The sequence below is a fragment of the Psychrobacter sp. NG27 genome (assembly GCF_016106655.1).
Classification (GTDB): Bacteria; Pseudomonadota; Gammaproteobacteria; order Pseudomonadales; family Moraxellaceae; genus Psychrobacter.
Genome location: NZ_JADGIN010000005.1, coordinates 201,328 through 225,844, shown reverse-complemented (window position 1 = coordinate 225,844; position 24,517 = coordinate 201,328). Strand labels below are relative to the sequence as shown.

General features: G+C 44.4%; 21 protein-coding genes and 1 pseudogene. 6 read left to right on the top strand and 16 right to left on the bottom strand.

Translation table 11 applies throughout. The annotated features are described in order from the left end of the window. Nucleotides 1-151: 151 nt before the first annotated feature. Nucleotides 152-279, top strand: a pseudogene (locus IP485_RS13985) (IS3 family transposase); the annotation flags it as partial. A 260-nt stretch (nt 280-539) separates the two neighbouring features. Beyond that, nucleotides 540-851, top strand: a complete 312-nt coding sequence (locus IP485_RS10070; protein WP_198327111.1) for a DUF1244 domain-containing protein — start codon at nt 540-542, stop codon at nt 849-851. 87 nt (nt 852-938) lie between these two features. Here IP485_RS10070 and IP485_RS10065 read toward each other — a convergent pair whose 3' ends face one another. The 6 genes from IP485_RS10065 to IP485_RS10040 form a co-directional block, all read right to left on the bottom strand. Next, complete coding sequence (locus IP485_RS10065; RefSeq protein ID WP_198327110.1) at nt 939-1,382, bottom strand: SRPBCC family protein; 444 nt, start codon at nt 1,380-1,382, stop codon at nt 939-941. Between the two features lie 103 nt (nt 1,383-1,485). Beyond that, entirely contained in the window at nt 1,486-2,187 is a 702-nt protein-coding gene (locus tag IP485_RS10060; protein ID WP_198327109.1) for a hypothetical protein, read from the bottom strand. 235 nt (nt 2,188-2,422) lie between these two features. Then, nucleotides 2,423-3,586: a CaiB/BaiF CoA transferase family protein gene (locus IP485_RS10055; protein ID WP_198327108.1), complete on the bottom strand. Its 1,164-nt coding sequence runs from the start codon at nt 3,584-3,586 to the stop codon at nt 2,423-2,425. Then, the gene (locus IP485_RS10050; RefSeq protein WP_413787029.1) at nt 3,579-5,732 is read right to left on the bottom strand and encodes a 3-hydroxyacyl-CoA dehydrogenase NAD-binding domain-containing protein; all 2,154 of its coding nucleotides are present in this window, start codon (nt 5,730-5,732) and stop codon (nt 3,579-3,581) included. Before IP485_RS10050 ends, IP485_RS10055 begins: the two co-directional genes overlap by 8 nt. 104 nt (nt 5,733-5,836) lie before the next feature. Further along, a complete protein-coding gene (locus tag IP485_RS10045; protein ID WP_198327107.1) occupies nt 5,837-7,045 on the bottom strand; it encodes an acetyl-CoA C-acetyltransferase in 1,209 nt (402 codons plus the stop codon). A 105-nt stretch (nt 7,046-7,150) separates the two neighbouring features. Next, complete coding sequence (locus tag IP485_RS10040; RefSeq protein ID WP_198327106.1) at nt 7,151-8,302, bottom strand: acyl-CoA dehydrogenase family protein; 1,152 nt, start codon at nt 8,300-8,302, stop codon at nt 7,151-7,153. 392 nt (nt 8,303-8,694) lie between these two features. Between IP485_RS10040 and IP485_RS10035 the strand changes: the two genes are divergently transcribed. Then, the gene (locus IP485_RS10035) at nt 8,695-9,333 is read left to right on the top strand and encodes a TetR/AcrR family transcriptional regulator (RefSeq protein ID WP_198327105.1); all 639 of its coding nucleotides are present in this window, start codon (nt 8,695-8,697) and stop codon (nt 9,331-9,333) included. A 154-nt stretch (nt 9,334-9,487) separates the two neighbouring features. On the opposite strand, the gene IP485_RS10030 is transcribed toward IP485_RS10035, so the two are convergent. From IP485_RS10030 to IP485_RS10005, 6 genes are all read right to left on the bottom strand, one after another. After that, nucleotides 9,488-10,123, bottom strand: coding sequence for a hypothetical protein (locus IP485_RS10030; RefSeq protein ID WP_198327104.1), 636 nt, complete (start codon nt 10,121-10,123; stop codon nt 9,488-9,490). Between the two features lie 394 nt (nt 10,124-10,517). Continuing rightward, complete coding sequence (locus tag IP485_RS10025; protein WP_198327103.1) at nt 10,518-11,501, bottom strand: MDR family oxidoreductase; 984 nt, start codon at nt 11,499-11,501, stop codon at nt 10,518-10,520. Between the two features lie 81 nt (nt 11,502-11,582). Beyond that, nucleotides 11,583-12,215, bottom strand: a complete 633-nt coding sequence (locus tag IP485_RS10020) for a TetR/AcrR family transcriptional regulator (protein ID WP_198327102.1) — start codon at nt 12,213-12,215, stop codon at nt 11,583-11,585. 96 nt (nt 12,216-12,311) lie between these two features. Further along, nucleotides 12,312-12,896, bottom strand: a complete 585-nt coding sequence (locus IP485_RS10015) for an alpha/beta hydrolase (RefSeq protein WP_198327101.1) — start codon at nt 12,894-12,896, stop codon at nt 12,312-12,314. 57 nt (nt 12,897-12,953) lie between these two features. After that, nucleotides 12,954-13,868 (bottom strand): hypothetical protein, encoded by a 915-nt coding sequence (locus tag IP485_RS10010; protein ID WP_198327100.1) that lies wholly within the window; start codon nt 13,866-13,868, stop codon nt 12,954-12,956. Between the two features lie 529 nt (nt 13,869-14,397). Then, complete coding sequence (locus tag IP485_RS10005; RefSeq protein WP_198327099.1) at nt 14,398-15,000, bottom strand: hypothetical protein; 603 nt, start codon at nt 14,998-15,000, stop codon at nt 14,398-14,400. 444 nt (nt 15,001-15,444) lie between these two features. On the opposite strand from IP485_RS10005, the gene IP485_RS10000 reads away from it, so the two are divergent. The 3 genes from IP485_RS10000 (at nt 15,445) to IP485_RS09990 (ending at nt 20,374) form a co-directional block, all read left to right on the top strand. Continuing rightward, nucleotides 15,445-16,644, top strand: coding sequence for a sugar transporter (locus IP485_RS10000; protein ID WP_227686511.1), 1,200 nt, complete (start codon nt 15,445-15,447; stop codon nt 16,642-16,644). A 356-nt stretch (nt 16,645-17,000) separates the two neighbouring features. After that, the gene (locus IP485_RS09995; RefSeq protein ID WP_198327098.1) at nt 17,001-18,278 is read left to right on the top strand and encodes an MFS transporter; all 1,278 of its coding nucleotides are present in this window, start codon (nt 17,001-17,003) and stop codon (nt 18,276-18,278) included. A gap of 230 nt (nt 18,279-18,508) precedes the next feature. Beyond that, nucleotides 18,509-20,374 carry an autotransporter domain-containing protein gene (locus IP485_RS09990; protein WP_198327097.1) on the top strand — a complete coding sequence of 622 codons (1,866 nt, stop codon included), beginning with the start codon at nt 18,509-18,511 and terminating at the stop codon, nt 20,372-20,374. Nucleotides 20,375-20,625: 251 nt separating this feature from the next. Here the strand turns inward: IP485_RS09990 and arfB are convergent, their stop codons facing one another. From arfB to IP485_RS09970, 4 genes are all read right to left on the bottom strand, one after another. Next, nucleotides 20,626-21,039 carry an alternative ribosome rescue aminoacyl-tRNA hydrolase ArfB gene (gene arfB / locus IP485_RS09985; RefSeq protein ID WP_197177203.1) on the bottom strand — a complete coding sequence of 138 codons (414 nt, stop codon included), beginning with the start codon at nt 21,037-21,039 and terminating at the stop codon, nt 20,626-20,628. 174 nt (nt 21,040-21,213) lie between these two features. Continuing rightward, a complete protein-coding gene (locus tag IP485_RS09980) occupies nt 21,214-21,939 on the bottom strand; it encodes an ABC transporter ATP-binding protein (RefSeq protein WP_198327096.1) in 726 nt (241 codons plus the stop codon). Further along, nucleotides 21,932-23,155 (bottom strand): ABC transporter permease, encoded by a 1,224-nt coding sequence (locus IP485_RS09975; protein ID WP_198327095.1) that lies wholly within the window; start codon nt 23,153-23,155, stop codon nt 21,932-21,934. Before IP485_RS09975 ends, IP485_RS09980 begins: the two co-directional genes overlap by 8 nt. Then, nucleotides 23,152-24,348, bottom strand: a complete 1,197-nt coding sequence (locus tag IP485_RS09970; RefSeq protein WP_198327094.1) for an efflux RND transporter periplasmic adaptor subunit — start codon at nt 24,346-24,348, stop codon at nt 23,152-23,154. The genes IP485_RS09975 and IP485_RS09970 overlap by 4 nt, the downstream gene beginning before the upstream one ends. Between the last annotated feature and the right edge of the window lie 169 nt (nt 24,349-24,517).

Sequence of the window (24,517 nt, the reverse complement as noted above, 5' to 3'; positions counted from 1 at the left end):
TTAGCCGCACAGTAGAGCTATTCATAAAGAATGATAAGCTAAAAGTGATCTAACGTGGCAAGAGTGAGATGACCGCCAAAACCCGAGATGATCGAAAGTACGCTGGCGACTTGGGGCATCGCAACGTTATATGGCTGACTCTGTCGTGATTGCTGCTGTTGATACGATTGATGATTCGTCCGACAATGTATTGGCTGAAACGGTCAATGGTTTGTATAAATCTGAGGTAATTCATTATTAAAGCAGCACTGGAATGGGATTGACGATGTTAAACTGGTAATGCGTGAACAGGCAGCACTTCGAACACAGCCCTCATCTTGCAAAGCTAAATCAGTTTTTAACATTTCTCATATTCAATAAAACCCTTTTACATAGCACAATTGATGACGTATCACCTTTTGAGTTTAAAAAACATTATTATGATAGTTTAACTCTGTGAGGCATTGCTGCCTGACTCAAGTAGATCCACCTTCGATAAAGTCAGGGCAGTTCAACACACGAACACCCAAAAATACGCTTTAACCATTAGGAAAAATATTATGGCAAAATTAGAATCAAACATCGAATTAGAAGCCGCTGCATTTCGTCGCTTATTGGCTCATTTAGACGAGCGTAAAGATGTACAAAATATTGAGCTAATGAACCTTGCCGACTTTTGCCGTAACTGTTTATCCAAATGGTATAAAGCGGCTGGTGAAGAGCGTGGTATTGAAATCGAATACGAGGATGCGCGCGAGCTTGTTTATGGTATGCCTTATGCTGAGTGGAAAGAGAAGTATCAACAGAAAGCAACGCCAGAGCAGCTAGCGCGCTTTAACGAGATTGAAGCGGCTAAGAACAAAACAAATTAAAACTGACCGTGATGGCTCAAATAAAATAAGCCATCACTAGGGCGTGTACTAAATAATTATATCGAACAACCAAACATTGCCGCTAGATTAGCGGCTTTCTATGGATTTGAGTATGCTACTAAACCCTATGGTTCCTTGTTTCTGCATTTTGTGGTCAAACAGGCGACCGATTAATGGCAATGGTACCGTCAATCGACCCTCAGATACCCAAGTCACGTGTGTGGTGCCATCGCCCAAGTCTTTTAGATCAATGGCGCCTTTGTCATGTTGCATTTTTATAGGTTTAGATTTTTCGATTTTGTATTGCATATGAGTAGGACGCTCAAATGCCGTAATTCGCTCCCAAAACTTAACAGGTCCTGTCTGAATAGTACGTAAAGCCCCAACACCATTGCGCTCCTCGTCACCTTCATTCACCAACTTAGCAACCCCTACCGCTTTAAATGAGCCATAACTGGCATGGTCACTCAGTGCCTCAAACACCTCATCAATCGGTTTTTTGACAATGCGCTCTACTTTTATTTTAAACATAATATTGTCCTGTTAAGGTTATTTAGATTAGGATCTGTTGAATGTTTGTTCTCAGCATCTGAGCAAAATCTGCATTAATCAACTTACAAACTCATCTTTCACATTACTTAGCATCTAATAACTTGTTGAGCTCATCTATCATCGCATCGTCTATGATACTGTCCTCTACATAGCTTATTATCTCATCTGTAGTCGTTAAATCCATTGTACGAATATCTAAACTGGCCAATCGCTCATTGATAGACTCCAACGTATCATTATCTTCAGAATCGTCCAATAAGTCCTCTTCGAACCTTCCTCTGACAAACCAATACATTTTTTCTAACACGGTATCTTTTTTGGTCAAAGTAGAGTAACCATCACCGTAGATGAATAGATTAAAATGATAAGGTATCTCTACATCATTAATGAAAAAAGTGCGTTGGCATTCTAGTGTATATGCTTTGATATCTTTATCTTCAACGCCTTCCTCACTATTATTATCTTCATCATATTCAATCGACTCCTCTACCAACCTACCTAGCAGTTGATAGCCGCCTACTTTGACTTTGTGATTGTAAATAATAGCAGCATCTGCGATGGCATCGAAAATAATAGCACTGACATCCAAGGTATTGTTATCAATATCGTAAAATGCCTTTAATGCTGGCAAAAACTCTGTCAGCTTTTCTTCAGGTACTTGAATAAGAAACTGCTGCTCGTATATTTTAATCATGTCTTCGGGATGATAGGTATTGGCAGTATTAGTCTCGTTTCTACCAGTGGGCTGCAAAGGTAAAAAATTATATGGGTTATTATCGGTCATTCGGAAGGGCCTTGTGATCTGGTGAGCTTTGTTAAACATCTATACTATATATTGTCTCTTATTCAGGCAATTTTAGATAGCCGATTATAAACATACAAGGTCAATTCCGGTTGATAGAAAGTCGTTTTTAGCTAATCACCTATGCAATGACAATACTGTTCAGGCATAAAACCGTTTGACTCATTTCAGACCAAAGCGCTGATCATGTTCTCGCCTATATCTGAGGTTATGTCAGTTATTCATCTACTTGCTGCCATCCTGACGTCGTATGGTGCTCGTCTTGATGTATAAATAAAGGATGCGCTTGGGCTTCACTCAGGCTTAGCACAGGTGTCACGCAAACATCTGTTACCGCAAACACACGCTGCCAATGCTCAAGTGTCCGAGCGGCAAATATCTCCGTCAATGTCTCTATCGCTGATAGGCTATTAGCCATATTAGGCAGGACACCCAGCTGCCAATGTATTTTTGTAAGTGCGGGCAGCTCAAGTACCTCACACAGGCCCTGCCAAAACTTCAACTCCAAAGCACCAACGGCCATATAACGATGGTCTGCGGTTTGATACAGTCGATAGCAAGGCAGTGCACCGCCCAAAAAATCATGCTGCGGCAGTAGTGTGTCGTTTAGGCCATGTCCTGAGAGGCGATTAATCAGTTTGCCTGTGACCTTTGGCATGACCATGTGATTATATAGGCTATGCGTCATGCTAATAACAATGTGGCGTCCTTGACCTGTGCGCTGCGCGGCAAATACAGCAGCCAGTAGCGCAATCACTGCGGTGTCACTCCCACCTGCCAAATCCGCAAACTGAATATTGGGCATGGCCTGCTCGCCCTGCGCTGTTTTTAGCTGGTCGAGTACACCACTCATCGCCATAAAATTGATGTCATGACCCGCTTTATCGGCCCAATGATGACTGACTTGATTACCACCTTCTGAGCAAGTATCTTCTTTTGTGTAAGCACCGTCTTCTGAGTAAACACCTTCTTTTGCATAGTTGCCTACTACGCCATAGCCAGTAATAGATACCATTACTAGCTTTGGGTTAATAGCATGGAGCGTCTTAGCATCTAGCCCCATATCGGCTAGTACACCCGGTCGAAAACTGTCTAGCATCACATCGGCATGAGTAAGATGTGCCTTAATAGCTTCAATCGCTTTGGAGTCATTAAAATCATGTTTTTCGGTCGTCTTACCGTGATTGAGAGCCGCGAATAATTCACCAAACACTCTGGCAGGGTCGCCTTGCTTGGGTTCAATTTTAAGGATATCGGCACCCAAATCGGCAAGCAAGCGCGTGGCAAAAGGCCCGGGTAGATTACGAGTCAGATCGACCACTCGTAACCCTTGTAGACAGTCCCCCATTTGATCATGATTTGATACATGCCTATCAATCATCAGAGAACGTCTCACCTTTGGCTGCCATGTCTAACAATATCTGAGCAGGCTCAAAACGTTCGCCATAACTTGCAGCCAGCTCACGACTACGTTCAACAAACGCACTCACACCCATCGAATTGATGAACTGTAGGGTCCCGCCCTGATGCGGTGCAAACCCCCAGCCAAAGATAGACCCTATGTTGGTATCGGCAACCGAGCGCACCACGTTTTCTTCATAACACTTGGCAGATTCATTGGCTTGAATAAACATTAAACGATCAACTAAGTCTTGCTGCGAGGGTTGCTCTGATTTTGGTGGGTATAAGGTCATCAGCTCAGGCCATAAGTACTTATCACTTCCTGCAGGATACTCATAAAAGCCTTTCCCATTTTTTTTGCCTTCGCGACTATGCTCATTGACCAGCGTTTTGAGTATCTCGTATGAAGGACGCACTGCCATCGGCTTACCTTCGGCTGCCATATCAAGCTGTTGCTGTTCGCTGACATGCAGTGCCAGACTCAACGACACCTCATCTTGTAATGCTAAGGGCGGCATCGGCATGCCTGTTTTTAGTCCAGCGACTTCAATGCTGCGAGGATGCACACCCTCTCCTAGCATCGCAATACCCTCTGATACATAGGTGCCAAATACCCGCGACGTATAAAAACCGCGACTGTCATTAACCACGATAGGCGTTTTGCCGATTTGTAATACATAATCAAACGCTTTTGCCAACGTCGCATCATCGGTTTGCTGACCCATGATAATCTCAACGAGCGGCATCTTATCTACTGGTGAGAAAAAGTGCAGACCGATGAAGTGATTTGGGCGTGTACTGGCTTTTGCCAGTCCTGTGATCGGCAGTGTTGAAGTATTAGACGCATAAACGGCAGTGTCTGAAATCACCGCTTCACTTTGCTGGGTACACTTAGCTTTGATCTCTCGGTTTTCAAACACGGCTTCGATGATAAGATCGCAATCAGCCAAATCCTCATAAGAGACTGTTGGCTTGATACGTTCTAAGAGGGCTTGTTTTTTCTCTTCTGTTGAGCGTTTACGGCTGATCGCTTTGTCCAAAATATTGGCAGAGTATGCTTTGCCTTTTTCGGCGCCTGCCATGTCAGTGTCTAGTAGAACGACATCGATACCAGCTTTGGCAGTGACATACGCAATGCCAGCACCCATCATGCCCGCACCCAAGATACCGACTTTTTTGGTGGTTTTGCGTTCAAACCCTTGAGGGCGAGACTGACCTTTTTTGATGCTATTGAGCTGAGTCCACAGGGTATTGATCATGTTTCTAGATTCAGCAGACAGTACACAAGCTGCGAAATAACGTGACTCAATCTCAAGCCCTGTATCGATATCCACTAAGCAGCCTTCAAACACGCAAGACATAATATGGGTAATCGCAGGATAATTGCCATGTGATTTTTGATTGGCCATAGCGGGTGCAATAGAGAACATCGGTACGACGCTAGGATGTTTACTATCACCGCCCGGGATTTTAAAGCCTTTTTTATCCCATGGCTGCTGCGCGCTTGGATTATTCTGAATCCAGTTTTTAGCCTGCAACATCATGTCTGTCTGGTCAGTGGCAGTGGCATCGATGAGACCGATACCCTTTGCCGCTACTGGACTTAGATCACGACCTTGAGTCATCAGCTCTAGTGCTGCTTGAATCCCCACCAATCGAGGCAAACGCTGCGTACCACCGCCACCGGGCAACAAACCCAATTTAACCTCAGGCAGACCCAGCTTGGTTTTGGGTGCATCAATAGTAATACGATAATGACACGCCAGCGCAAGCTCTAAACCGCCACCCAATGCGGTGCCTGTCATGGCAGCGACGACAGGTTTCCCTGAGGTTTCAAGCTGACGCATACTGCCTTTAAGCCCTTCAGTCAATGTAAATGCTTGCTCGGCTGTCTTGATGGCAGACAACTGATTAAGATCTGCCCCAACCACAAAAGTGTCTTTGGCCGATGTGAGAATTAGGCCTGTGGCCGCTTCATCATTGATGAAAGCATTGAGCATCGCTGCAAACGCCTCTGCAAAACCATCACCGATGACATTCATTTTGCGGTTACTTTGATCTATCATCACAGTGACGATACCTGCATCGTCACGCTGGGCTGAAAAACCTTCTTGCTCGTTAATCATGTTTACGCTATCTGCTGTCTGATTGTTTGTCATCATTTTTATCCCTTAAATGATTCTGTATATATTATTTTTGGCCTAATTTTTCAGTCTAGTTGAGACAGAGGTTAAACGCGCTCGATAATGGTCGCAATACCCATACCACCGCCCACGCATAGCGTAATCATGGCCGTCCTTAAATCGCGGCGCTCTAGCTCATCGAGGACGGTCGTCATCAGCATCGCGCCCGTTGCACCCAGCGGATGACCCATGGAGATTGCACCGCCATTGACATTGACGATATCGAGCGAGAGTCCAAAATCATCAGCAGTATTAAGCGGTACGGCAGCGAATGCTTCATTAATCTCCCAAAGATCTATATCAGAGGCTTGCATGCCCGCTTTGGTAAGGGCTTTTTGGCAGGCAGGCGTTGGGCCGGTCAGCATGATGGCAGGCTCCGAACCAACAACTGATGCCATCGTGATTTTGGCGCGTGGTTTGAGACCTGCTTTTTTGCCAGCGGCTGCGCTACCAATCAAGCAAATTGCTGCCCCGTCGACGATGCCAGAGGAGTTACCCGCATGGTGGACATGATTGACCGTTTCAATCGTGGTATATCTGTCCAAGATAACGCTATCAAAGCCCATTTTGCCCGGCATGATAAAGGAAGGCTTTAGGCCAGCTAAGGTCTCGACATTGGTATTGGGCCGGATGGTTTCATCTTTGTCCAATAGCATCATGCCATTGATATCGGTGACAGGGACGACAGACTTATCATAATAGCCGTTCTCCCAAGCCTGTGCTGCGCGGCGATGCGACTCAGTGGCAAAGGCATCAACATCTGTACGACTAAAGCCTTTGAGCGTCGCGATGGTATCCGCGCCCACTCCTTGTGGCACAAAGTGCGTGGCTTCATTGACACGAGGATCCATGTACCAAGCACCGCCATCAGAGCCCATCGGCACACGGCTCATGGACTCAACGCCGCCTGCCACAACCATGTCTTCCATACCTGACATGATCTTGGCCGCCGCTAGGTTGATAGACTCCAGACCAGAGGCACAAAATCGCGACAAGGTAAGCCCTGCCACACTTTGAGCCCAGCCAGCATCAATAGCGGCAATGCGGGCAATATCAGAGCCTTGCTCGCCCACTGGCGTCACGCAGCCAAGCACCACATCATCGACCAAACTGGTATCCAATTTATGGCGCTGCTGTATCTCCTTTAACAAAGTTCGCGTCAGCCAAATCGGTGATGCCTGATACAACGAACCGTCCTTTTTCCCTTTGCCACGTGGCGTACGGATGGCGTCATAAATGTAAGCGGTCTCAGTCATAAAAAATCCTTTTTTTATTTTGTAAATTTTGTAAAGAATGTGCTGATGTCCTATTTAACTTGCTAGATAGGACGTGGGCTTGTAACCAATCAATAAGCTACACGGCTACATAAAGCGTGATGCCAACTCTTTCATAATCTCATTGGTACCGCCATAGATTTTTTGCACGCGCGCATCGGCATACAAACGCGCAATAGGATACTCTGTCATGTAACCATAGCCACCAAACAGCTGCACACACTCATCAATCACTTCACACTGTTTTTCGGTGACCCAGTACTTGATCAATGACGCATGCGGTACGGACAGTTTGCCATCTAACATCGCATCGACTGCCGCATCACACATGGTGCTGGCAGCGAGATAATCGGCATAGCATTCTGCCATCTTAAAGCGCGTGTTTTGAAACTTCCAAATAGGTTTACCAAAGGCTTCACGGCCTTTTACGTAATCTAAAGTTAAATTGATCGCCAGCTTCATCGAGCCAACCCCAGATAATGCAATGATTAAACGCTCACGCGGCAGCTCCTGCATCATCTGGATAAAACCCATGCCTTCTACCGTACCCAGCACGTTGGTTTGCGGCACACGGACATTGCTAAAGAAAAGCTCTGAAGTATCTTGAGAAGTCAGACCAATCTTGTCGAGATTGCGTCCACGTTCAAACCCTTCTACTTTGTCCGTTTCTACGATGATGAGTGAGACGCCTTGCGCGCCTTGTTCACGGTCTGTTTTACAAGCGAGCAAGATAAGATTGGCATGCTGACCATTGGTGATAAAGGTCTTCGAACCATTGATAATATAATCGTCACCCTCTTTTACCGCATAGGTTTTGATGTTTTGTAGGTCAGAGCCCGTGCCAGGCTCAGTCATGGCGATAGCACCGATATATTCGCCCGTTGCCATTTTGGGTAGCCACGCTTGTTTTTGTTCCTCAGTACCATGGTATAAAATATACGGCGCGACGATACCTGAATGCACCATACCGCCAAATCCTGATTGATTGGCCTCAGTCTGTGCGTAAATAAGCGCCGCTTCATGACCAAAATCACCCCCGCCGCCGCCATACTCGCTTGGTATCGCCGCACACAAGAACCCCATCTCGCCTGCCTCCTCCCATGCATCGCGATCAATCATGCCGTTTTTGCGCCACTGCTCGTCCTTGGGATCCCAAGATTGAAACATTTTCAGGGCGCTATCGTGCACCATTTGATGTTCTTCGGTCATCCAATTGGGTGTGAACTTTTCAATACTCATGGTGTCTATCCTTGACAAGGTGAAGTAAATAACAACTATATAATCAAGTCTATATAAATCCGCTACATCGTCATCGTCATCGTCATCCTCGCTAAGCATACTAATGTATAACTTGCACTCGGTTTCCTTGTATCGAAATTATATTGAACTGACTATAGCTAAGTCGTTTTAAAAAAATTATGGTAATTTATATTACCGTTATAGATATACTGGAAATGCTTTGTATTCTTTAATATAGAAGTCTTATACTAGGACAGGGAAAACCACTGCGCAATCAATTAAATAAAAATGGTAATTCATATTACTTATTAATTTAATAATGATGAATCAGCAAATAAATTATTTAACTGGTAGGCCACATCGAATAACCAATACTCTAAGAATGAATAGATATGAAAAACTTCAGTCAGTCAGATATCATCACGCAAACTCGATCTTTAGCCCCTCTATCCGAAATGCGCCCTGCAACTTTAGAAAAAATAGAAAAAGCCGTTCGTAAGGTATTTGCAGGGTTCGATGCCAATGAGGTCACCATGGCGCAAATTGCAAAGTCTGCAAATGTCTCCCTGCAAACGCTCTACAAGTACTTTGGAGACAAGCAAACCCTGTTTTATACCATCATGGATATCGTTTTGGGCAGATTGGCCGCTCGCATCATGGATCATCTGCAGGGGATTGATAGCGTACAAGATCGTCTACGTAAGACACTGTGGGTCTGTTTCGACTTTGTCGATGCGCATCCAGATGCGGTGATGGTGCTCTCTTCGGTCTCGGCATCACGGATACGTAATATCGCAATCTATGAAAACAAAGAGTTAATTGGCGCGTTTTTGGCGGTATTAGAAGATGGACAAAATCGTGGGGTGCTTAATGACACCGTTCCACTACATATACTCTTCGATGTGTTTATGGGCTTTATCAGCCGACTCGGTTTAATGCATACCATTCGCCAAACAGAGACGCCATTAAACGCAGAGTTTGATGCGCTATTTGTGATTTTGTGGCGGGCTATTTCAAAGCCTGATGTTTAATGTTTAATGTTTAATGTTTAACAAACTATAAATATGACGTAAACACCAAAAAGCCCCACGATAAAGTGAGGCTTTCTTATACTTATTTTTCGGTAAATGTGATTACTCAGTCAATGCAATGAACAGGTCACGCTGCTTATACGCTCAACATGTTTTAGATACTGCTAGATTTTGGCAATCCATACTCTGCACGGTCGATCACATGGTTATCTTGTTCAATAGTCAATCGATAGCCTTTGATAATACCGTTATATGGCAGATTACCTTCGTACTGTTGATAATGCTCGCAGATACTTTCTTGAATCACTGATTCACGCGCAACCTTATTCAGTTTAGCAAAGTCATTAGGCAGAGTGACTTGCGCAAAACGCGAGGCAGCACCGCGAGACATCCAGTGTGCGCCACTCGTAAATTCAAAATCCACTTCGGCTCGCAAACGATAGCTAGGCGTAACGTCAGCCTCATTCGTTAAGTCATATTGGATCTGAGCAATGTCTTCTGCGAATGGCTGATACGGTATTTCCAGTACTTCAAATAGCTTCGCTAAAAACTCATCTGCCGTAAAGTATTTATCCATGTAACTGCCATCAAGTCCAAGATATCTATTGCATAGTACATGGCGCAGGCGGTCACAGGCAGGTATGGTGTGCTTGAGCGGATAGCCCATTTTTTTAACGATGTTCTGCGGGCGCAGCTCAGACAACTCTATTTGATCGATGATATATTTCGCTAGAGAATGACGCGGTTGGTAACGGCGGGTATACTTGGATTGATTGGTAATATGGCTCATGATATCGAACACCTTAAACTCCTGTTACTCCGACGAAAAGGTTGAAATACGCCCAAATAGGCAAAAATCAGGCACAAATGAGGTTGTCGGAGTACAGGCTCATGCGCTTTACCAGAGTTGTTTTATATCGTGCTGGAAGTTGCAAGGTTTGTCACGCTACCATTAGACTGTTGTCATGGTTGGCGATAACAAAACTGTTAAACCCACGATAAATCGTTCAACGATGATAGCACATCATGTGCTAAAAAATAAATACCGATATTTGTGACCGTTTGTGAATGGCTATTTTTCACTTTACGTACTCAAGCTCGGACACTTCTATACACTACTTATTCCTATACTAGTACGAGACTAAAGATCGAAAAGTCAGTGTTGAAGCATTAAAAATTATAGCCTAACGATTGACGTCAACGACTATTCGACCACGAACTTTACCGTCCAATAATTCGCTTGCCGCCGTAATGACGTCACTTAGGCCAATCTCTCTGGTGATTGCATCTAATTGCGTCATATCCAAGCTTGTACTCAAACGCTGCCATGCTTCTACACGCTCATCATAAGGTCGTGTCACACTATTGATACCAAGCAAACTGACACCGCGCAATATAAAGGGCGCGACAGTAGCAGGGAAATCCATGCCTTGAGCCAATCCACAGGTAGCGACTAAACCATCTTCACAGGTACTGGCACAAACGTTGGCCAGCGTATGACTACCGACAGAATCGATTGCAGCGGCCCATCTCTCTTTACCAAGTGCGCGTCCCGGACTACTTAATTCAGCTCGGTCTATGATTGTCGTTGCACCAAGGCTTTTTAAGTATTCAGCCTCTTCTAGACGACCCGTAGAAGCTATGACAGAGTAACCTTGGTTTGCTAAAAGTGCGATGGCAAAGCTACCAACGCCGCCGTTAGCACCAGTCACTAATACTTCACCACTCTCTGGTGTTAGTCCATGACGTTCCAATGCAATGATACAAAGCATCGCTGTATATCCTGCTGTGCCAATTGCCATCGCCTGACGTTCAGTCATCGACTCAGGGAGCGGGATAAGCCAGTCACCATTCAATCTGGCTTTTTGTGACAGACCGCCCCAATACTTCTCACCCACACTCCAACCATTTAACAACACCTTGTCGCCAGCTTTGTAGCGGGGATGGCTGCTTGTTTCGACGGTGCCCGCTAAATCAATCCCTGGAACCATAGGAAATGTGCGTACCACAGGACTACGACCCGTGATAGCCAGTCCATCTTTATAATTGAGCGTGCTATATGAGACACGAACCGTGACGTCCCCTTCTGGCAATTGCGTGTCCTGTATCTCAGTCAGGTTAGACTGATAAACATCATCATTTTTTTCAATTAATATTGCATTAAACATAGTAGCTCCTATTTAGACCAATCGTCTATAAATGAGTAAAAAATAATTGAGACCGGTCGTCTAAAAATATAGATAAAAAAATTACTTCTGCATTCCTGCTACAAATCCTCGGAAAAAAGTATCTAACGGACTGACATCTTGCGTCAACTTAGCACGCAAAACCGCACCTTCCCAACCAATCCAAAAGAAAGCAGCAAGCTCATCACAATCACTATTAGAAGGTATTTGTCCTTGTTGTACTGCCAGACGCAAGCAAGCCGCTAAACGCTCCTGCCAATCAAGCAGTATATTTTCTAACTCACAACGAAAACTATCAGGCAACACGACAATCTCTTGGCCCAAGTTCCCTACCAAACAGCCGCGTCGAAATTCATGCTTGATCATTCCCGACTTAGCATCTTCAACAAAATCACTAATACGCTGCATAGCAGACACTTGCTCATTCAAAAAACAATGATCTAGCTTGCGAGCAAAATACAACGCGTATTGCTGCAACACTTCCTGCCCAAATGCTTCTTTGTTTTTGAAGTAATTGTAGAAAGAGCCCTTAGGTACATTGATACGTTTGAGTATGGCATCGATACCAGTGGTCGCAAAGCCTTGCTCTGTCAGCATCTCCATCCCAGATCTCAAAAGAGCTTCACGGGTATCCGTAAACTCTCGTTCAACATTGGGTGGACGCCCTCGACGGGCTTTTGGCTTAGTAATCGTCATGCACAAATATTATGACCGATCGTCTTTAATGTCAATCAATTATTTTAAGCGGTTTATTTATCCATCAGTTGCTCTGGTTTTTGACTGTACTCGCTATCAGTCTTCACCATGATATGTCGCTTCGTCCATCCAAACGATGGGATCTTCACACAAATGCGTTAAGTGATACCAGATATCACTACTACGGGCGATACGGTGGTGACCGCCTGCAAAGTAATCGACTTCCCAGCTGTCAGGTAGATCCACTAAGGTTCGTCTAGCGACTGCCACATCAAGATTTTCATCATCGACTTCAACCATAACCCGCACCATCTCGGTATTGGTAGTAGGAAAAGACAGCTTCATATCGGCCACTACTGGGATACGGTCAGCCAATACCTCACTTGGATAGATACAAGGCGCGATCAATAGTGACCGCAAGTTGTATTTATGCGCAAAATGATTGGCAAACCAGCCGCCAAGCGAATGTCCAGCCAACACCACTCGTGGATACTGTGTCATTTTCTCACGAATCAAAGCATCATAAATCTCAAATATTTCTGCAAAACTCTCTCGATAATTGACCGTTTGACAGTATTTGGGCTCACGTGTGATACAGGTATATTTACTGGTCTCATTGCTTGAATCGAGTCCATGAAAAAACAGTAAAAACGTGTCGTTGTTTTCGATAGGAAACATCATAAGGCACTCCTTTTTTAATTATGATTTAAGTTTATTCTTGATAAATTGACTTATAAATTAAACTGGTTTTTGGCTAGCAATCTGCGCTTGGTACAAGCTCAAAATCTCCTCACAAGCCTGCATTAAGATATTTTTTGCAAAGCCTTCGTTAAACCAAAAGTCATAAACCGCTTGGACAACGGCTTTTACCGCTCCCACATTTTCTAACTTTTGTTCTATTAGTTTCATTGCAATGTCTTGTGCTTGTATATCCGACTCACTATAGGGCGCGCTCCAGCCCACACAATAACGATAGATCACATCATTAATGGCCAATATGAATATGGCATTTGAGACACCAAATGAGCCAATAAGCCTCTCGAGCATTGCACAGCGCTCTTCGTAAATACTGACCTCTATCGGCATATCAGCTTGCTCAAACAGACAATCACAACTCACCATATGCGAAGGTTTACTAAAATCATCCCATAGCAGTGGATAAGTTCCGCGAATTCCGCCCTTTTCTACTATATTAAAACGCCAAATTGCATAATGAGTATCTGGCCCCTTGTAAGGCACATGTATGAACCACTGCATCAGCGCATCACTGTCATACATGATATGGGTGCTGCCAATCCTCACGCCTTGTTTAGGCAGTACATCCTGATACACGCTATCTATGTCATTACTATAGAGTTTCACTTTACATAAGTTTTCCTCACTGACATCAGCCAGCTTAGCTCCTGCTTCTTCTATGCTTCGATAGGGTTTAAAGGGCGCTACCCATCTGAGCGTCTCATCAGTATTGTTCACAAAGTAAACATCATCTTCATAACTGTCTATAGAAACCGTCTCAAGATAAAACAATGGCTGTTTTCGCACTCGGCCCTGCTCATCACTCGCCTGTGCCGTTATACCAGACAGCTTTGAGCCACCCGCCCATTGAAAATTATCCAGACGTTTTTGCTCAAACTGATACGTTAATCTCGTCATATTTATATCCTTATTGTTTTGATTTTGGTTTTTTAGCTGCAGTTCTTCGTTGTTGTTTTATTCTGAGTACTGATTTCAAGCCAGCCGAGTTTGTTCGCCATTTTGTTTAAATGACGTCATTATCTATAAAATTAAGTGAGTGAATAGGCTTGGTAAAGTAGCAGTTTTTATGTATTTATATTTTTTAGTCACAGCTTTTCATTGTCGCATTGCCAATACTTTGGCACTGCCAACGAGCATCTTTTCTGTTTAGTTTTTTTGTTTATTAATAATGATGGTTTGTATAATTTGTACAGACGAAGAAGTTTAGAATAAACGAAAATAATATTGCTAAAGTAGCGTGCTAAAGACAACTCAGTTAAGAAATGAAGCATTGCGCCCCGAGGGTTAACTGCTTGCCCTGTTATTTTTGCCTGACCCAATAACTATAATATAAACCCATATAAAAATAAAGTAGTTTGGAAGCCTGTACGACAATTGTTGTCGCCTATCCTAATTTAATAGGTCACTTAACATAGACTTATTATGGCTATGCAAAGTCAGCAGTGATATAGAAGTATTGCTTTTGTCCATCCTCATTTTGGAATGACACTCGATAGCCATTGATTACCCCATTAAATGGGATATTTCCTGCCATAGCTATGTAATGTGCTCTAATTAATTCATCAATCACTTGTCGCTGTTGGCATCTATCCAGTAGGCGTATCTCACCATGCAACCCTATTCTCGTAAACTTAGAAACCGCCATCATACTCATAAATGAAGGTTTGAAATCGTCGCTAAAAATGACATCTGCATAGACAATGGGCTTAGTAGCATTTAATACCTTGTGAGCGTACTGCTCCAGCTGTTGTAAAAGTGGTAAATACTCACTTCTATCAATCTCCAACACTTCGCACAGAGCATGAATAAACTCGGCAGATGAGTATTTGAAATCATAACTGGTTTTGGTCAGGCCTAACTTTGTCGACGACAAAACATGCTTTAGACGTTTTAAGGCGCTAGTTTGAGTTTTGACATTAGTCTGATAGCCCATAGATTGGACAATTTGGGCGTATGATAGATTTTGTTGTTCAATCTGATTTAAGAGTAAAGACTGCAATGTCATTGCATGGTGACCACTAATCGTCATGGGATGCTTCCTTATACTCTGGCCTATTTAACTGTGCCTATAAAGGTAAAAGCACAGTTACTTTGCTGAAAGTTGCAGAGTAATAAGGTGTTGTGCGTTTTACCAGTGGTTGTTTTTCATCGTGCTGGAAGTAGCGTTAAACCCACGATGTGCTTATATAGTAGCAAGGGTCATTAACATATGTCTAGATGGGCTTCGATATGAGACGACAACAACTGTCGCTTATATTTACGCGAATAAAATTTGAATAATTAAGGAGGGGCTTAGCATAATAGTTAAGCGGTAATAAATTTTTCGAATAAATGCCCAATTAACAATCCTTATCAAAAAACAACTTCCACGATCGACGTGGACTTGCTATCTTGCCTCGCAATCCTTGTATTCTAAGCAAGCGTTCCCCACTTTGACCTATCACACGTAGTATCTGCATCTGTATTGGATTTTATGACACATAACATTGAGGCCAGCTCAAACGCTCGCCGAACTCAGTATTTTCAAGTATTTTTGATGGGCGTTAGTGCCTTTATTATGAACACCACAGAATTTGTCCCTGTGGCGCTGTTGAGCGACATTGCCCAAGACTTTTCTATCACGACGGCAGAAACTGGCTGGATGTTGACACTCTATGCTTGGATTGTCGCGGCGATGTCATTGCCGCTAATGCTACTGACCAGTCGATTTGAGCGCAAACGTTTGCTCCTGGGGCTTTTTGCCGTATTTATCGCCAGTCATGTGCTATCCGTATTTGCATGGAGCTTCGACGTACTCCTCATTAGTCGGGTTGGGATTGCGTTATCGCATGCTATTTTTTGGTCTATCACAGCCGCAATTGCGATACGCGTCGCACCTGAAGGCAAAAAAGCCATGGCGCTTAGTGTTCTTGCAACTGGTACGTCATTAGCGATGGTATTGGGTGTGCCATTGGGTCGTTTGGTCGGACAATGGTTTGGCTGGCGGGCGACATTTGGCGGTATTGGTGTGATTGCCTTAATTGTATTTATCCTACAAGCAAGGCTATTGCCGACGCTGCCTAGTATGTTTGAAGGGTCTTTTAGAAAGATTCCAGAGCTACTCAAAAACCCATTATTAGTCTGTCTGTACCTGCTTATTTTATTGGTCTTTACAGCACACTACACGGCTTATTCTTATATAGAACCGTTCATGCGTCAGGTCGGTAATATCAGTGAAAACGCTGCGACTTTTGTACTGTTATTATTCGGTGCGGCAGGCATTGCAGGTAGTGTGATATTCAGTCGTTGGGGTGATAGATTCAATACCAGATTGATGCTCATCTCTACGATCTTGATACTCGTATCTATGCTCACCCTACTCTTGGCAGTGTCTTCTATATGGGCATTAAGCCTGATTGCACTGCTCTGGGGTGCAGCGCTCATGCTGCTGATTATCTCAATGCAGGCCAAAGTCATCATGGTCGATGTCAATGCGCAAGACATGCTGATGTCGATGTTTTCAGGTATTATCAATCTAGGCATCGGTACGGGGGCGCTATTCGGTGGTTATGCCGTCACGCATATTTCGCTCTCTAGCGTGGGATATGTCGGTGCAGCGTTCGCTAGTATCGCGCTACTTCTCATGATATTTATGATAAAGCGTTTTCCTGAGTTGAGTAAGCGACTTGGCTAACTAATAAGCCAATATCGAAGAAGATCCAAAAAACAGCAGTCAGGAAATAACAAGCAGAATGCCAGCCATGTAAATGGGCTGGCATTCTGCTTATGCGTCAATACAACGATGTAGCCTATGAATCATATTAAGGATTGCTTAGATACTCATTGAACGAACGTTCAGGTGCAGTTATACTAATTTTATTGGACATAAGTATACTTAGGCTATAAATGTACTCAGTGAAAGGCTGATAGAGATTAAGCACAAAAGGATGAGTGTGAAATGGATACTATTCAACACAAGGAAGTCATTACCTCCGGTCTAAATTTAGTGGCGATGGATATCACCAACCTTCAACTGGTCGGAGATTCGTGATGTCTGGTGAAATGATTCAACAAGATAGTCAAGATCAAGGAAATCAGGATAGCTCTGCTCCTCTTAAGCTAGGCAGGTTACATTATGCTTGGATAGTCGCTGCGACAGGCTCTGTGGCAATGTTCTGCGGACTTGGGTTGGGACGATTCGCATTCGGTATGTTACTGCCGTCTATGTCATCTTCTTTGGGATTAAATTACACCCAAAGTGGTATATTGGGATTCACCAACCTAATAGGATATCTCGTGGCGGTGCTTCTAAGTCCTCTCGTTCTACCTCGGTTTGGTACTCGAGCAACTGCGACAGCTAGCCTACTCCTCATTGCCGTCTCGATGCTCGGTATGGCTTTTACCACCAGTTTCCCCATACTCTGTGCACTTTATGTGCTGACAGGTATTGGTAGCGGCGGCGTGGTCTTACCAATGATGAGCGTCATGTCTCATTGGTTTTTTCCTTCACACCGTGGGCTCGCTCTAGGACTGGTCATGGCGGGTCCTGGGTTTGGTATCATTTTATCGGGCTTTGTTGTACCCAAACTCTTACCCATCTCTACTCTACTGTCTTGGCAGACAGGCTGGCTAATTTTTGCCGTTATTAACATTGCGGTGGCTTGGCTTACTTTCACTTTGATACGCAACCATCCAGACGATGTCAGTCAAAACCCTTTTGGGCGCGCACCTACTCTGCCTGTTAAGAACAAGAAAAAACTAGAACGTAGCAATATAAAGCTGCTCGTACATTTGGGTGTTATCTTTGCCATCTATGGCGCCACTTATATGGTTTACGTCACCTTTATTGTCACTAGCATGGTTGGCTCGTATCAGTTGAGTGAAGCGACTGCTGGTGGTATATGGGCATGGATTGGACTGCTTAGCATTTTCTCAGGCATGTTGTTTGGCTGGATTTCTGACCACATTGGTAGACGCCTTGGTCTTGCATTGGCCTTTTTCTTCCTTGCCATCGCTTATCTGTTGGTCGGACTCACTGATTGGCATTTAGGACTGTATTTGTCAATTATCCTGTTTGGGACAGTGGTATGGAGTGTGCCTGTCATTATGGCAGCTTCTGCAGGCGATTATTTCGGGCCTGCGGCGGCAGCGAGTGCACTTGCAGCGCTGACTTTTGCCTTTTCAGGTGGACAAGCTCTTGGGCCAGTGGCAGCAGGCTATCTCGCAGAAATCAATGGAGACTTTAGTATCAGTTATATGATATCTGGCATTGCAGCTTTTGTAGCGCTTGGACTTTCCTTGTTATTACGTCCGCAAAAACCAGCTTAAGGCTAAGCTCTAAGATATTGATTATGGTATCTATACTCACTCTACTCTTAGCAGTGATATCTATACTATAGTCAAGCATTTCGCTTAGTTGTACTGCTTCGGATACTGTATTGATGCCATTTACAATCAGGCGGTTTTCTTGCGATTTTACAATCAAAACGATTGCTAGGTTTTCAAAAAGTGGTTACACTTAATTGACAAACTATTACATTTACGACAAGGAAGTCGCTATGCCTCGTAACACCACTCGCCCTATTATCAATCCTACTACTCTCAAAACTTTTACCAAAAGCATGCTCGCTATTAGCTTATCTATTGCCAGTATTGCTCATGCAAATGCCTATGACAGTGTCACCTTTTTCGGTGACAGCTTGACCGACGGTGGATATTTCAGTCCTTTGACTCAAGGTGTCTTTGGGGTTGCTGAATCAGGTCAGTTCACTACCAATCCTGATAACACATGGGCAACCTCATTCGCTGAGCAATTGGGTACGACTGCTGTCGCCAATACTTTTGATGGTAGTCAAACGGGCAATAACTATGCTATCGGTGGTGCAAGAGCAGGCGTAGACGTCACAGCTTTTAATATTCCAGTGGCTTCTGCCAATAGCCAAGTCGACAGCTACATTGCCAATAACAAAGTAGATCCTAATGGGCTATATGTCGTCTGGGCAGGGGCAAATGACCTGCTTGCTGCAGCGGCCGATCCTGCTAGTGCCCAAGCAACCATACTTGGTGCTGTAGCCAGTCAAACTGAAACCATTAATACCCTAAAAGACAATGGTGCAAAATATATTTTAGTACCCAATATTCCTGATGTCGGTCTAACTCCTAGAGCTATTGAACAAGGGGCTGTAGCACAGGCACAAAGTACTGGTGCTACTCGTTTATACAATCAATTTATGCTTAGTGCAGCAGCAAATACTGGGGCTAATATTATACCGCTAGATATGTTTAGCTTGACCCAAGAGATCATTGCGTCGCCTGCTCAGTATGGTTTCACTAACGTCACTGATGAAGCCTGCGGAGATAGCAGCTCTCTCACTTGTGGTCGTGATACGCTTGTAGAAACAGATGCCAACGAAAACTACTTCTTCGCTGATGGCATACATCCAACAGGTGCTACTCATCAACTGATCGCCGACTATGCAAATGCTGTCGTCACTGCACCCAGCCTAATCGGTGTACTGCCTCATATTGCGACCACAACCGGACTTGCAACCAATGAGCGTTTACAGTCACACGTCAACCAAATCCAAAGCAGTGAGCAAAAGCCTGCCCGTACACTATGGGCCGTCGGTGAAGTAGCCAATCAAGAGATTGCAGGGTTTGATGGGGATAGTAATACACAGGTATTACTGGGCGTAGATTTTGCTCATCCTAACTCAACCAACGCCGTGACAGGCTTGTATGGCAATATCACCCAAAAAGACTTTGAAAACTCAGATGTTGGCACAGGTTTAAGTGATATTGATCTAGGAGAGATCGGTTTTGGTGTCTATCATAGCAACAAGTTTGGCGGCTTACAGATCAATGGTGCTGCAGGGTTTGGCAACATGGATGTCGATGTCACGCGTGCCGTCACATTAGGCAGCAACCAACAACAGTTTAAGTCAAATGCTGATGGCAAGCGTTACTATGCCAATGTGCAGGCAGGCTACCCGATGCAGGTAAGTAGTCTTGCTATCACACCTTATATCGGTGCAACAGCGAGCCGTGTAAAAATATCTGGACTTAATGAAGAAGAGATGTCTGGCATCGCCATGCAGTTCGATGAGCAAAAATATTCTACAACATATGGCAAGCTTGGGCTTAAAGCCAACCATACCTTGATGGAGAACCTAAATGTATTTGGTGATATCCATTACCAAAAGCAGCTGAGTGACAATCGTGAAGCGGTAACCGCACGCTTGAACACGCTACCGAACATCAGCTTTGAGACGCCTACGATCGAAACTGACGATGATAACTTTGCAATGACGCTTGGTCTGTCTAAAAGCTTCAGTCTGTTGAACACCAATGTGGGTGTCACACATTCACAAGGTGATGATGACGACTCAACCAGCCTATTCGTTGGTCTTAGCGGTGAATTCTAAATAAGTAACGAATTTATCATTACGGTATAGGCGATTCACTATCGCCTATACTGATTTACATTTAGCAATAGCTATCATAGCGTTTGCCTATCAACATACTCTACTGCAAATAGTCCTTAACGATCACATCTGCTCTAGTCAGTTCAATATAATTTCGATACAAGGAAACCGAGTGCAAGTTATACATTAGTATGCTTAGCGAGGATGACGATGCAGCGGATTTATATAGACTTGACTATATAACCCTCTTTCTAAAAATCCACTTTACCGCGCAATACTTTCGTTTTGCCGCGCTGGGTTTTTTGATCCACCCGTTTGCGTTTTGCATTTCTGCTAGGTTTGGTGGATTTTCTGGTTTTATTCACGTGAGTGGCTTTGGTTATAAAGCTTTGTAGCCGCTCAAGCGCATCTATTTTATTGCGTTCTTGCGTTCGAAACTGCTGCGCCTTGATGACCAGTACGCCGTCTTTGGTTATGCGACTGTCTTTGCTGTCTAGCAGACGCTGTTTGTACTCATTACTTAAGCTTGATTCGTGAATAGCAAAGCGCAGGTGAATGGCAGAAGACACTTTATTGACATTCTGTCCACCAGCACCTTGTGCGCGTATGGCACTAATCTCTACCTCATTATCATTGAGGCTAATCGTGTTATTGATAAAAATCATAGGCTGCTTTTATAAAGTATGAGTCAGTATGATAAAGCATTATGGATTTGTCTGCTACTTTGCCAATTGTTGACGGCTACGCTCAATCACTGACACGTCGAAAGCTTTTAGACGCTTACTATTAAAGATAGCGATGATATATTCGCAAAGTTTCTGTAGCGCTACTCTGAGATATTAGGATTCAGCTCTATTAACATTTAGCGAATCGCTTTCGATAAGACCATCTACCAGATTGATAGTCCGATCACAGGATGCCGATAAACGTGGATCATGGGTAACCAATAACACACCACAATCACGCTCACGGTTGACTTTACGAAATAGCTCGAACACTTCGGCAGCCGTTACCGTATCTAGATTACCTGTGGGTTCATCCGCTAATAATAATGCAGGCTCTGTGATGAGCGCGCGAGCAATAGCCACTCGTTGTTGCTGGCCACCTGAGAGCTCATTCGGCTTGGTATTAGCGAACTTCTCCAGACCCACCGAAGCCAGTAACTCGCGCGCTTTTTGTATGGCAGATTGATTCGGGCGACCCTTGGTCAGCATCAATGGCATTAATACGTTATCTAACGCAGTAAATGCCTGAATAAGATGATGAAACTGAAATACAAAACCAATACTATTGCCTCGCAGTGCCGTGCGACCGACATCATCCATATTACTCGTCGGCTGCCCGAGCAGATACAACTCACCACTGGTAGGCTTATCTAGCAAGCCAAGCACATTCAACAAGGTGCTTTTTCCAGAGCCCGAAGGCCCGATGAGCGCAGCAAAATCATTATTATCGATGCGCAAGTCAATACCATGCAGCACCTCAATCTCATTGAGCTGGCCAATATTATAAGATTTTTTTAGTGCCTCTAAACGCAGCACTTCATGAGAGTTATTATTAGACATAACGAATAGCCACCACGGGATCCAATGCGGCAGCTCGGCGCGCTGGTATAGCAGCAGCCAATACACCGGTTAGCGTCGCTAGCAACATTGCTAGTAGGATAAGCTCTATAGACACTGGAATATAAAATAAACTTGGGCCAAAAGTGTTAAATGCCCATACCAGCACATAACTCACCGCACTACCCAAAACAGAACCTAGTAAACCAAACACAGCACCCTGAATCAAAAATATCCATAAGATCTGCTGACGGGTAGCACCAGTGGCACGTAAAATTCCAATTTCTCGAGTACGCTGTACGACACTGACCGATAGTACGCTCGCAATACCAAAGGCGACCGAGATACCTACAAAAACAATAATCATGTTGGTAGATAAGCTCTGCGCTGATAGCCCACTCATCAATTGTGCATTGGTCTCGATCCAACTTTCTGCCTGCAAAGAGGTCAGACGCCCTACTTGCTCAGCAATATTGTCCGCCTCAAAGATATCGGCAACCGTGAGGTCAATCACGGTGACGCCTCCTGGCAAGCTGAGCAATGACTGTGCTTGTTTTAAGTCTAGATAGACATAACGTGCATCTAGCTCACGGACACCCAACTCAAATATCCCAGCGACATTTACCACGGTATTGTCCTGCTCACCAGTGTCTAATCGCAGCTTGCTACCCACTTGAACACCGAGATTGTTGGCAAGCTCACTGCCGATGAGTACATTATCAGCACCGACTCGCAGGTCGCCACTGATTAGATACTCATCAAGCGGTATGATTTTCTGGTAACGTTCGAGTTCTGTTCCGATCAATACCACTGACTCTAAAGCTTCTCCACGCCTAACAAATGCAGGTCCTGATACCACAGGTGATACTGCCGTCAGTAACGGTAGTTTATCTAAGGTAGCCGTAATCTGCTGCCAGTTATTGATAGATCGTAGCCGCTGAGGACGTTTGTCTTCTTGTATCAGCTGTGCAGTTCCCGCTGCTACTGGTGCCACTAGATTAACTTCATCTGGTGATACCAATTGAATATGAGATTGGCTACCAAGCGTTTTATCAATTAAATTGGTTTGTAAACCTTGAATCAATGCTGTGATAAACACGATAACAGCCACGCCAATAGCCACACCTGCTGTAATCATCAGCGACTGTACCCGTCCCTCGCGTAAGAAACTGATCGCAATGACTGCATCGATCCATAAGCGCCCGAACAAATTTTTCACTTGGATGTTACCGTTGATTCATTACGGGTTGCTGACTCATCAGTACGCACTCGCTCACCATCGACCAATGGCGAAGTTGCATCGGCCAGCACTTGATCTCCATTATCTAGCCCTGCAATGACCTCCGACATCGATAGACCACGAAGTCCTAATGTTATTTTTTGACGCTGTACTTTACCATCACGTAGTAACCATACTTGAGCCGTATCCTCTTGGATATTCGCTAAAGCATCATTGGGAAGAACCAATGCCTGCTCACGGCGACCTGTTTCAATATTTACTGAAACGGTCATGTCTTGTCGTAGAAACTCAGGCACAGGATCAACCGACAGCCTAACCTCTACCGTACCTCGCTGCGAATCGATACTCGGTGCGATGAAGGTAATGCGAGTAGGGAAAGGCTGGTCTGGATACGCATCAGCGATGGCAAGTGCTTCTTGTTGCAAGGCTAATCGTGATAAATTGCGCTCATCAAGCGGTACATGCACCTCTGTATTGCCAGCAAGTGCAATAGTAAATAAGGTTTTACCTGGCTGTACCAGATCACCCGGCTCTACATCACGAGTCAATACCGTGCCAGCAACCTTGCTACGCACTTCTGTCTTAGCCAATTGAGCCTGCAATGCAGCAATACGCTCACGTAATAGTGCTTCTTCAACACCGCCAGAAGCCAATGCCTTTGCTCTTAGACGCGCAGCTTCCAAATCATTACGGGCTTGGCTCTGGGACTGCTCCGCCTGCTCCATCTCTTCATCCGATATCGCTGAAATTGCTGCCAATTCACGTCGACGTGCTACATTACGAGTCGCCTGTGCAAGCTGCACCTCAGCTTTTGATAGGTCAACCTTTGCCTGTGGGCGTCTGCTGGTCACAAGCTCAGCCAATTCAGCCTCTGCTTGACGCACCTGTGCAGCCACATCATCTGAGCTCAGTACCAATAATAAATCACCTTTTGCCACTTGGTCACCTTCTTGTACCAAGCGCTCAAGCACGACCCCCGTCACCTCACTACCAATTTGAGTACGTGATGTCGTCACGACACGTCCAGTCGCAACCACCGTTTGTACTAATGGCATAGATGAAACTGTATAGCTAGGCAACAGCGGTCCTCGCCACCAACGAAAGATAGCAAAACCCGCTGCAAGCATTAGCAGAACAATCACAATCAAATACTTATAGTTGACAGCTCGCAATGAGTTTCTCCGATTTTGAGTAAGAGCGTCTGATACTGACGGGCAATATGGTCTATGTATAGTCAGTCCTCTATAAATTGGATACGGTGTCTGGCTTGCTTAATCTACGAGTTGTAGTACTTTCACTCGCCTTCCTTGTATCCAAATTATATTGAACCGACTATAGAAA

Excerpts from the sequence above, each read along its gene's own strand:
- IP485_RS10070 (WP_198327111.1), top strand. The coding sequence starts at position 540 with ATGGCAAAATTAGAATCAAACATCGAATTAGAAGCCGCTGCATTTCGT.
- IP485_RS10065 (WP_198327110.1), bottom strand. The coding sequence starts at position 1,382 with ATGTTTAAAATAAAAGTAGAGCGCATTGTCAAAAAACCGATTGATGAG.
- IP485_RS10060 (WP_198327109.1), bottom strand. The coding sequence starts at position 2,187 with ATGACCGATAATAACCCATATAATTTTTTACCTTTGCAGCCCACTGGT.
- IP485_RS10055 (WP_198327108.1), bottom strand. The coding sequence starts at position 3,586 with ATGATTGATAGGCATGTATCAAATCATGATCAAATGGGGGACTGTCTA.
- IP485_RS10050 (WP_413787029.1), bottom strand. The coding sequence starts at position 5,732 with ATGATTAACGAGCAAGAAGGTTTTTCAGCCCAGCGTGACGATGCAGGT.
- IP485_RS10045 (WP_198327107.1), bottom strand. The coding sequence starts at position 7,045 with ATGACTGAGACCGCTTACATTTATGACGCCATCCGTACGCCACGTGGC.
- IP485_RS10040 (WP_198327106.1), bottom strand. The coding sequence starts at position 8,302 with ATGAGTATTGAAAAGTTCACACCCAATTGGATGACCGAAGAACATCAA.
- IP485_RS10035 (WP_198327105.1), top strand. The coding sequence starts at position 8,695 with ATGAAAAACTTCAGTCAGTCAGATATCATCACGCAAACTCGATCTTTA.
- IP485_RS10030 (WP_198327104.1), bottom strand. The coding sequence starts at position 10,123 with ATGAGCCATATTACCAATCAATCCAAGTATACCCGCCGTTACCAACCG.
- IP485_RS10025 (WP_198327103.1), bottom strand. The coding sequence starts at position 11,501 with ATGTTTAATGCAATATTAATTGAAAAAAATGATGATGTTTATCAGTCT.
- IP485_RS10020 (WP_198327102.1), bottom strand. The coding sequence starts at position 12,215 with ATGACGATTACTAAGCCAAAAGCCCGTCGAGGGCGTCCACCCAATGTT.
- IP485_RS10015 (WP_198327101.1), bottom strand. The coding sequence starts at position 12,896 with ATGATGTTTCCTATCGAAAACAACGACACGTTTTTACTGTTTTTTCAT.
- IP485_RS10010 (WP_198327100.1), bottom strand. The coding sequence starts at position 13,868 with ATGACGAGATTAACGTATCAGTTTGAGCAAAAACGTCTGGATAATTTT.
- IP485_RS10005 (WP_198327099.1), bottom strand. The coding sequence starts at position 15,000 with ATGACGATTAGTGGTCACCATGCAATGACATTGCAGTCTTTACTCTTA.
- IP485_RS10000 (WP_227686511.1), top strand. The coding sequence starts at position 15,445 with ATGACACATAACATTGAGGCCAGCTCAAACGCTCGCCGAACTCAGTAT.
- IP485_RS09995 (WP_198327098.1), top strand. The coding sequence starts at position 17,001 with ATGTCTGGTGAAATGATTCAACAAGATAGTCAAGATCAAGGAAATCAG.
- IP485_RS09990 (WP_198327097.1), top strand. The coding sequence starts at position 18,509 with ATGCCTCGTAACACCACTCGCCCTATTATCAATCCTACTACTCTCAAA.
- arfB (WP_197177203.1), bottom strand. The coding sequence starts at position 21,039 with ATGATTTTTATCAATAACACGATTAGCCTCAATGATAATGAGGTAGAG.
- IP485_RS09980 (WP_198327096.1), bottom strand. The coding sequence starts at position 21,939 with ATGTCTAATAATAACTCTCATGAAGTGCTGCGTTTAGAGGCACTAAAA.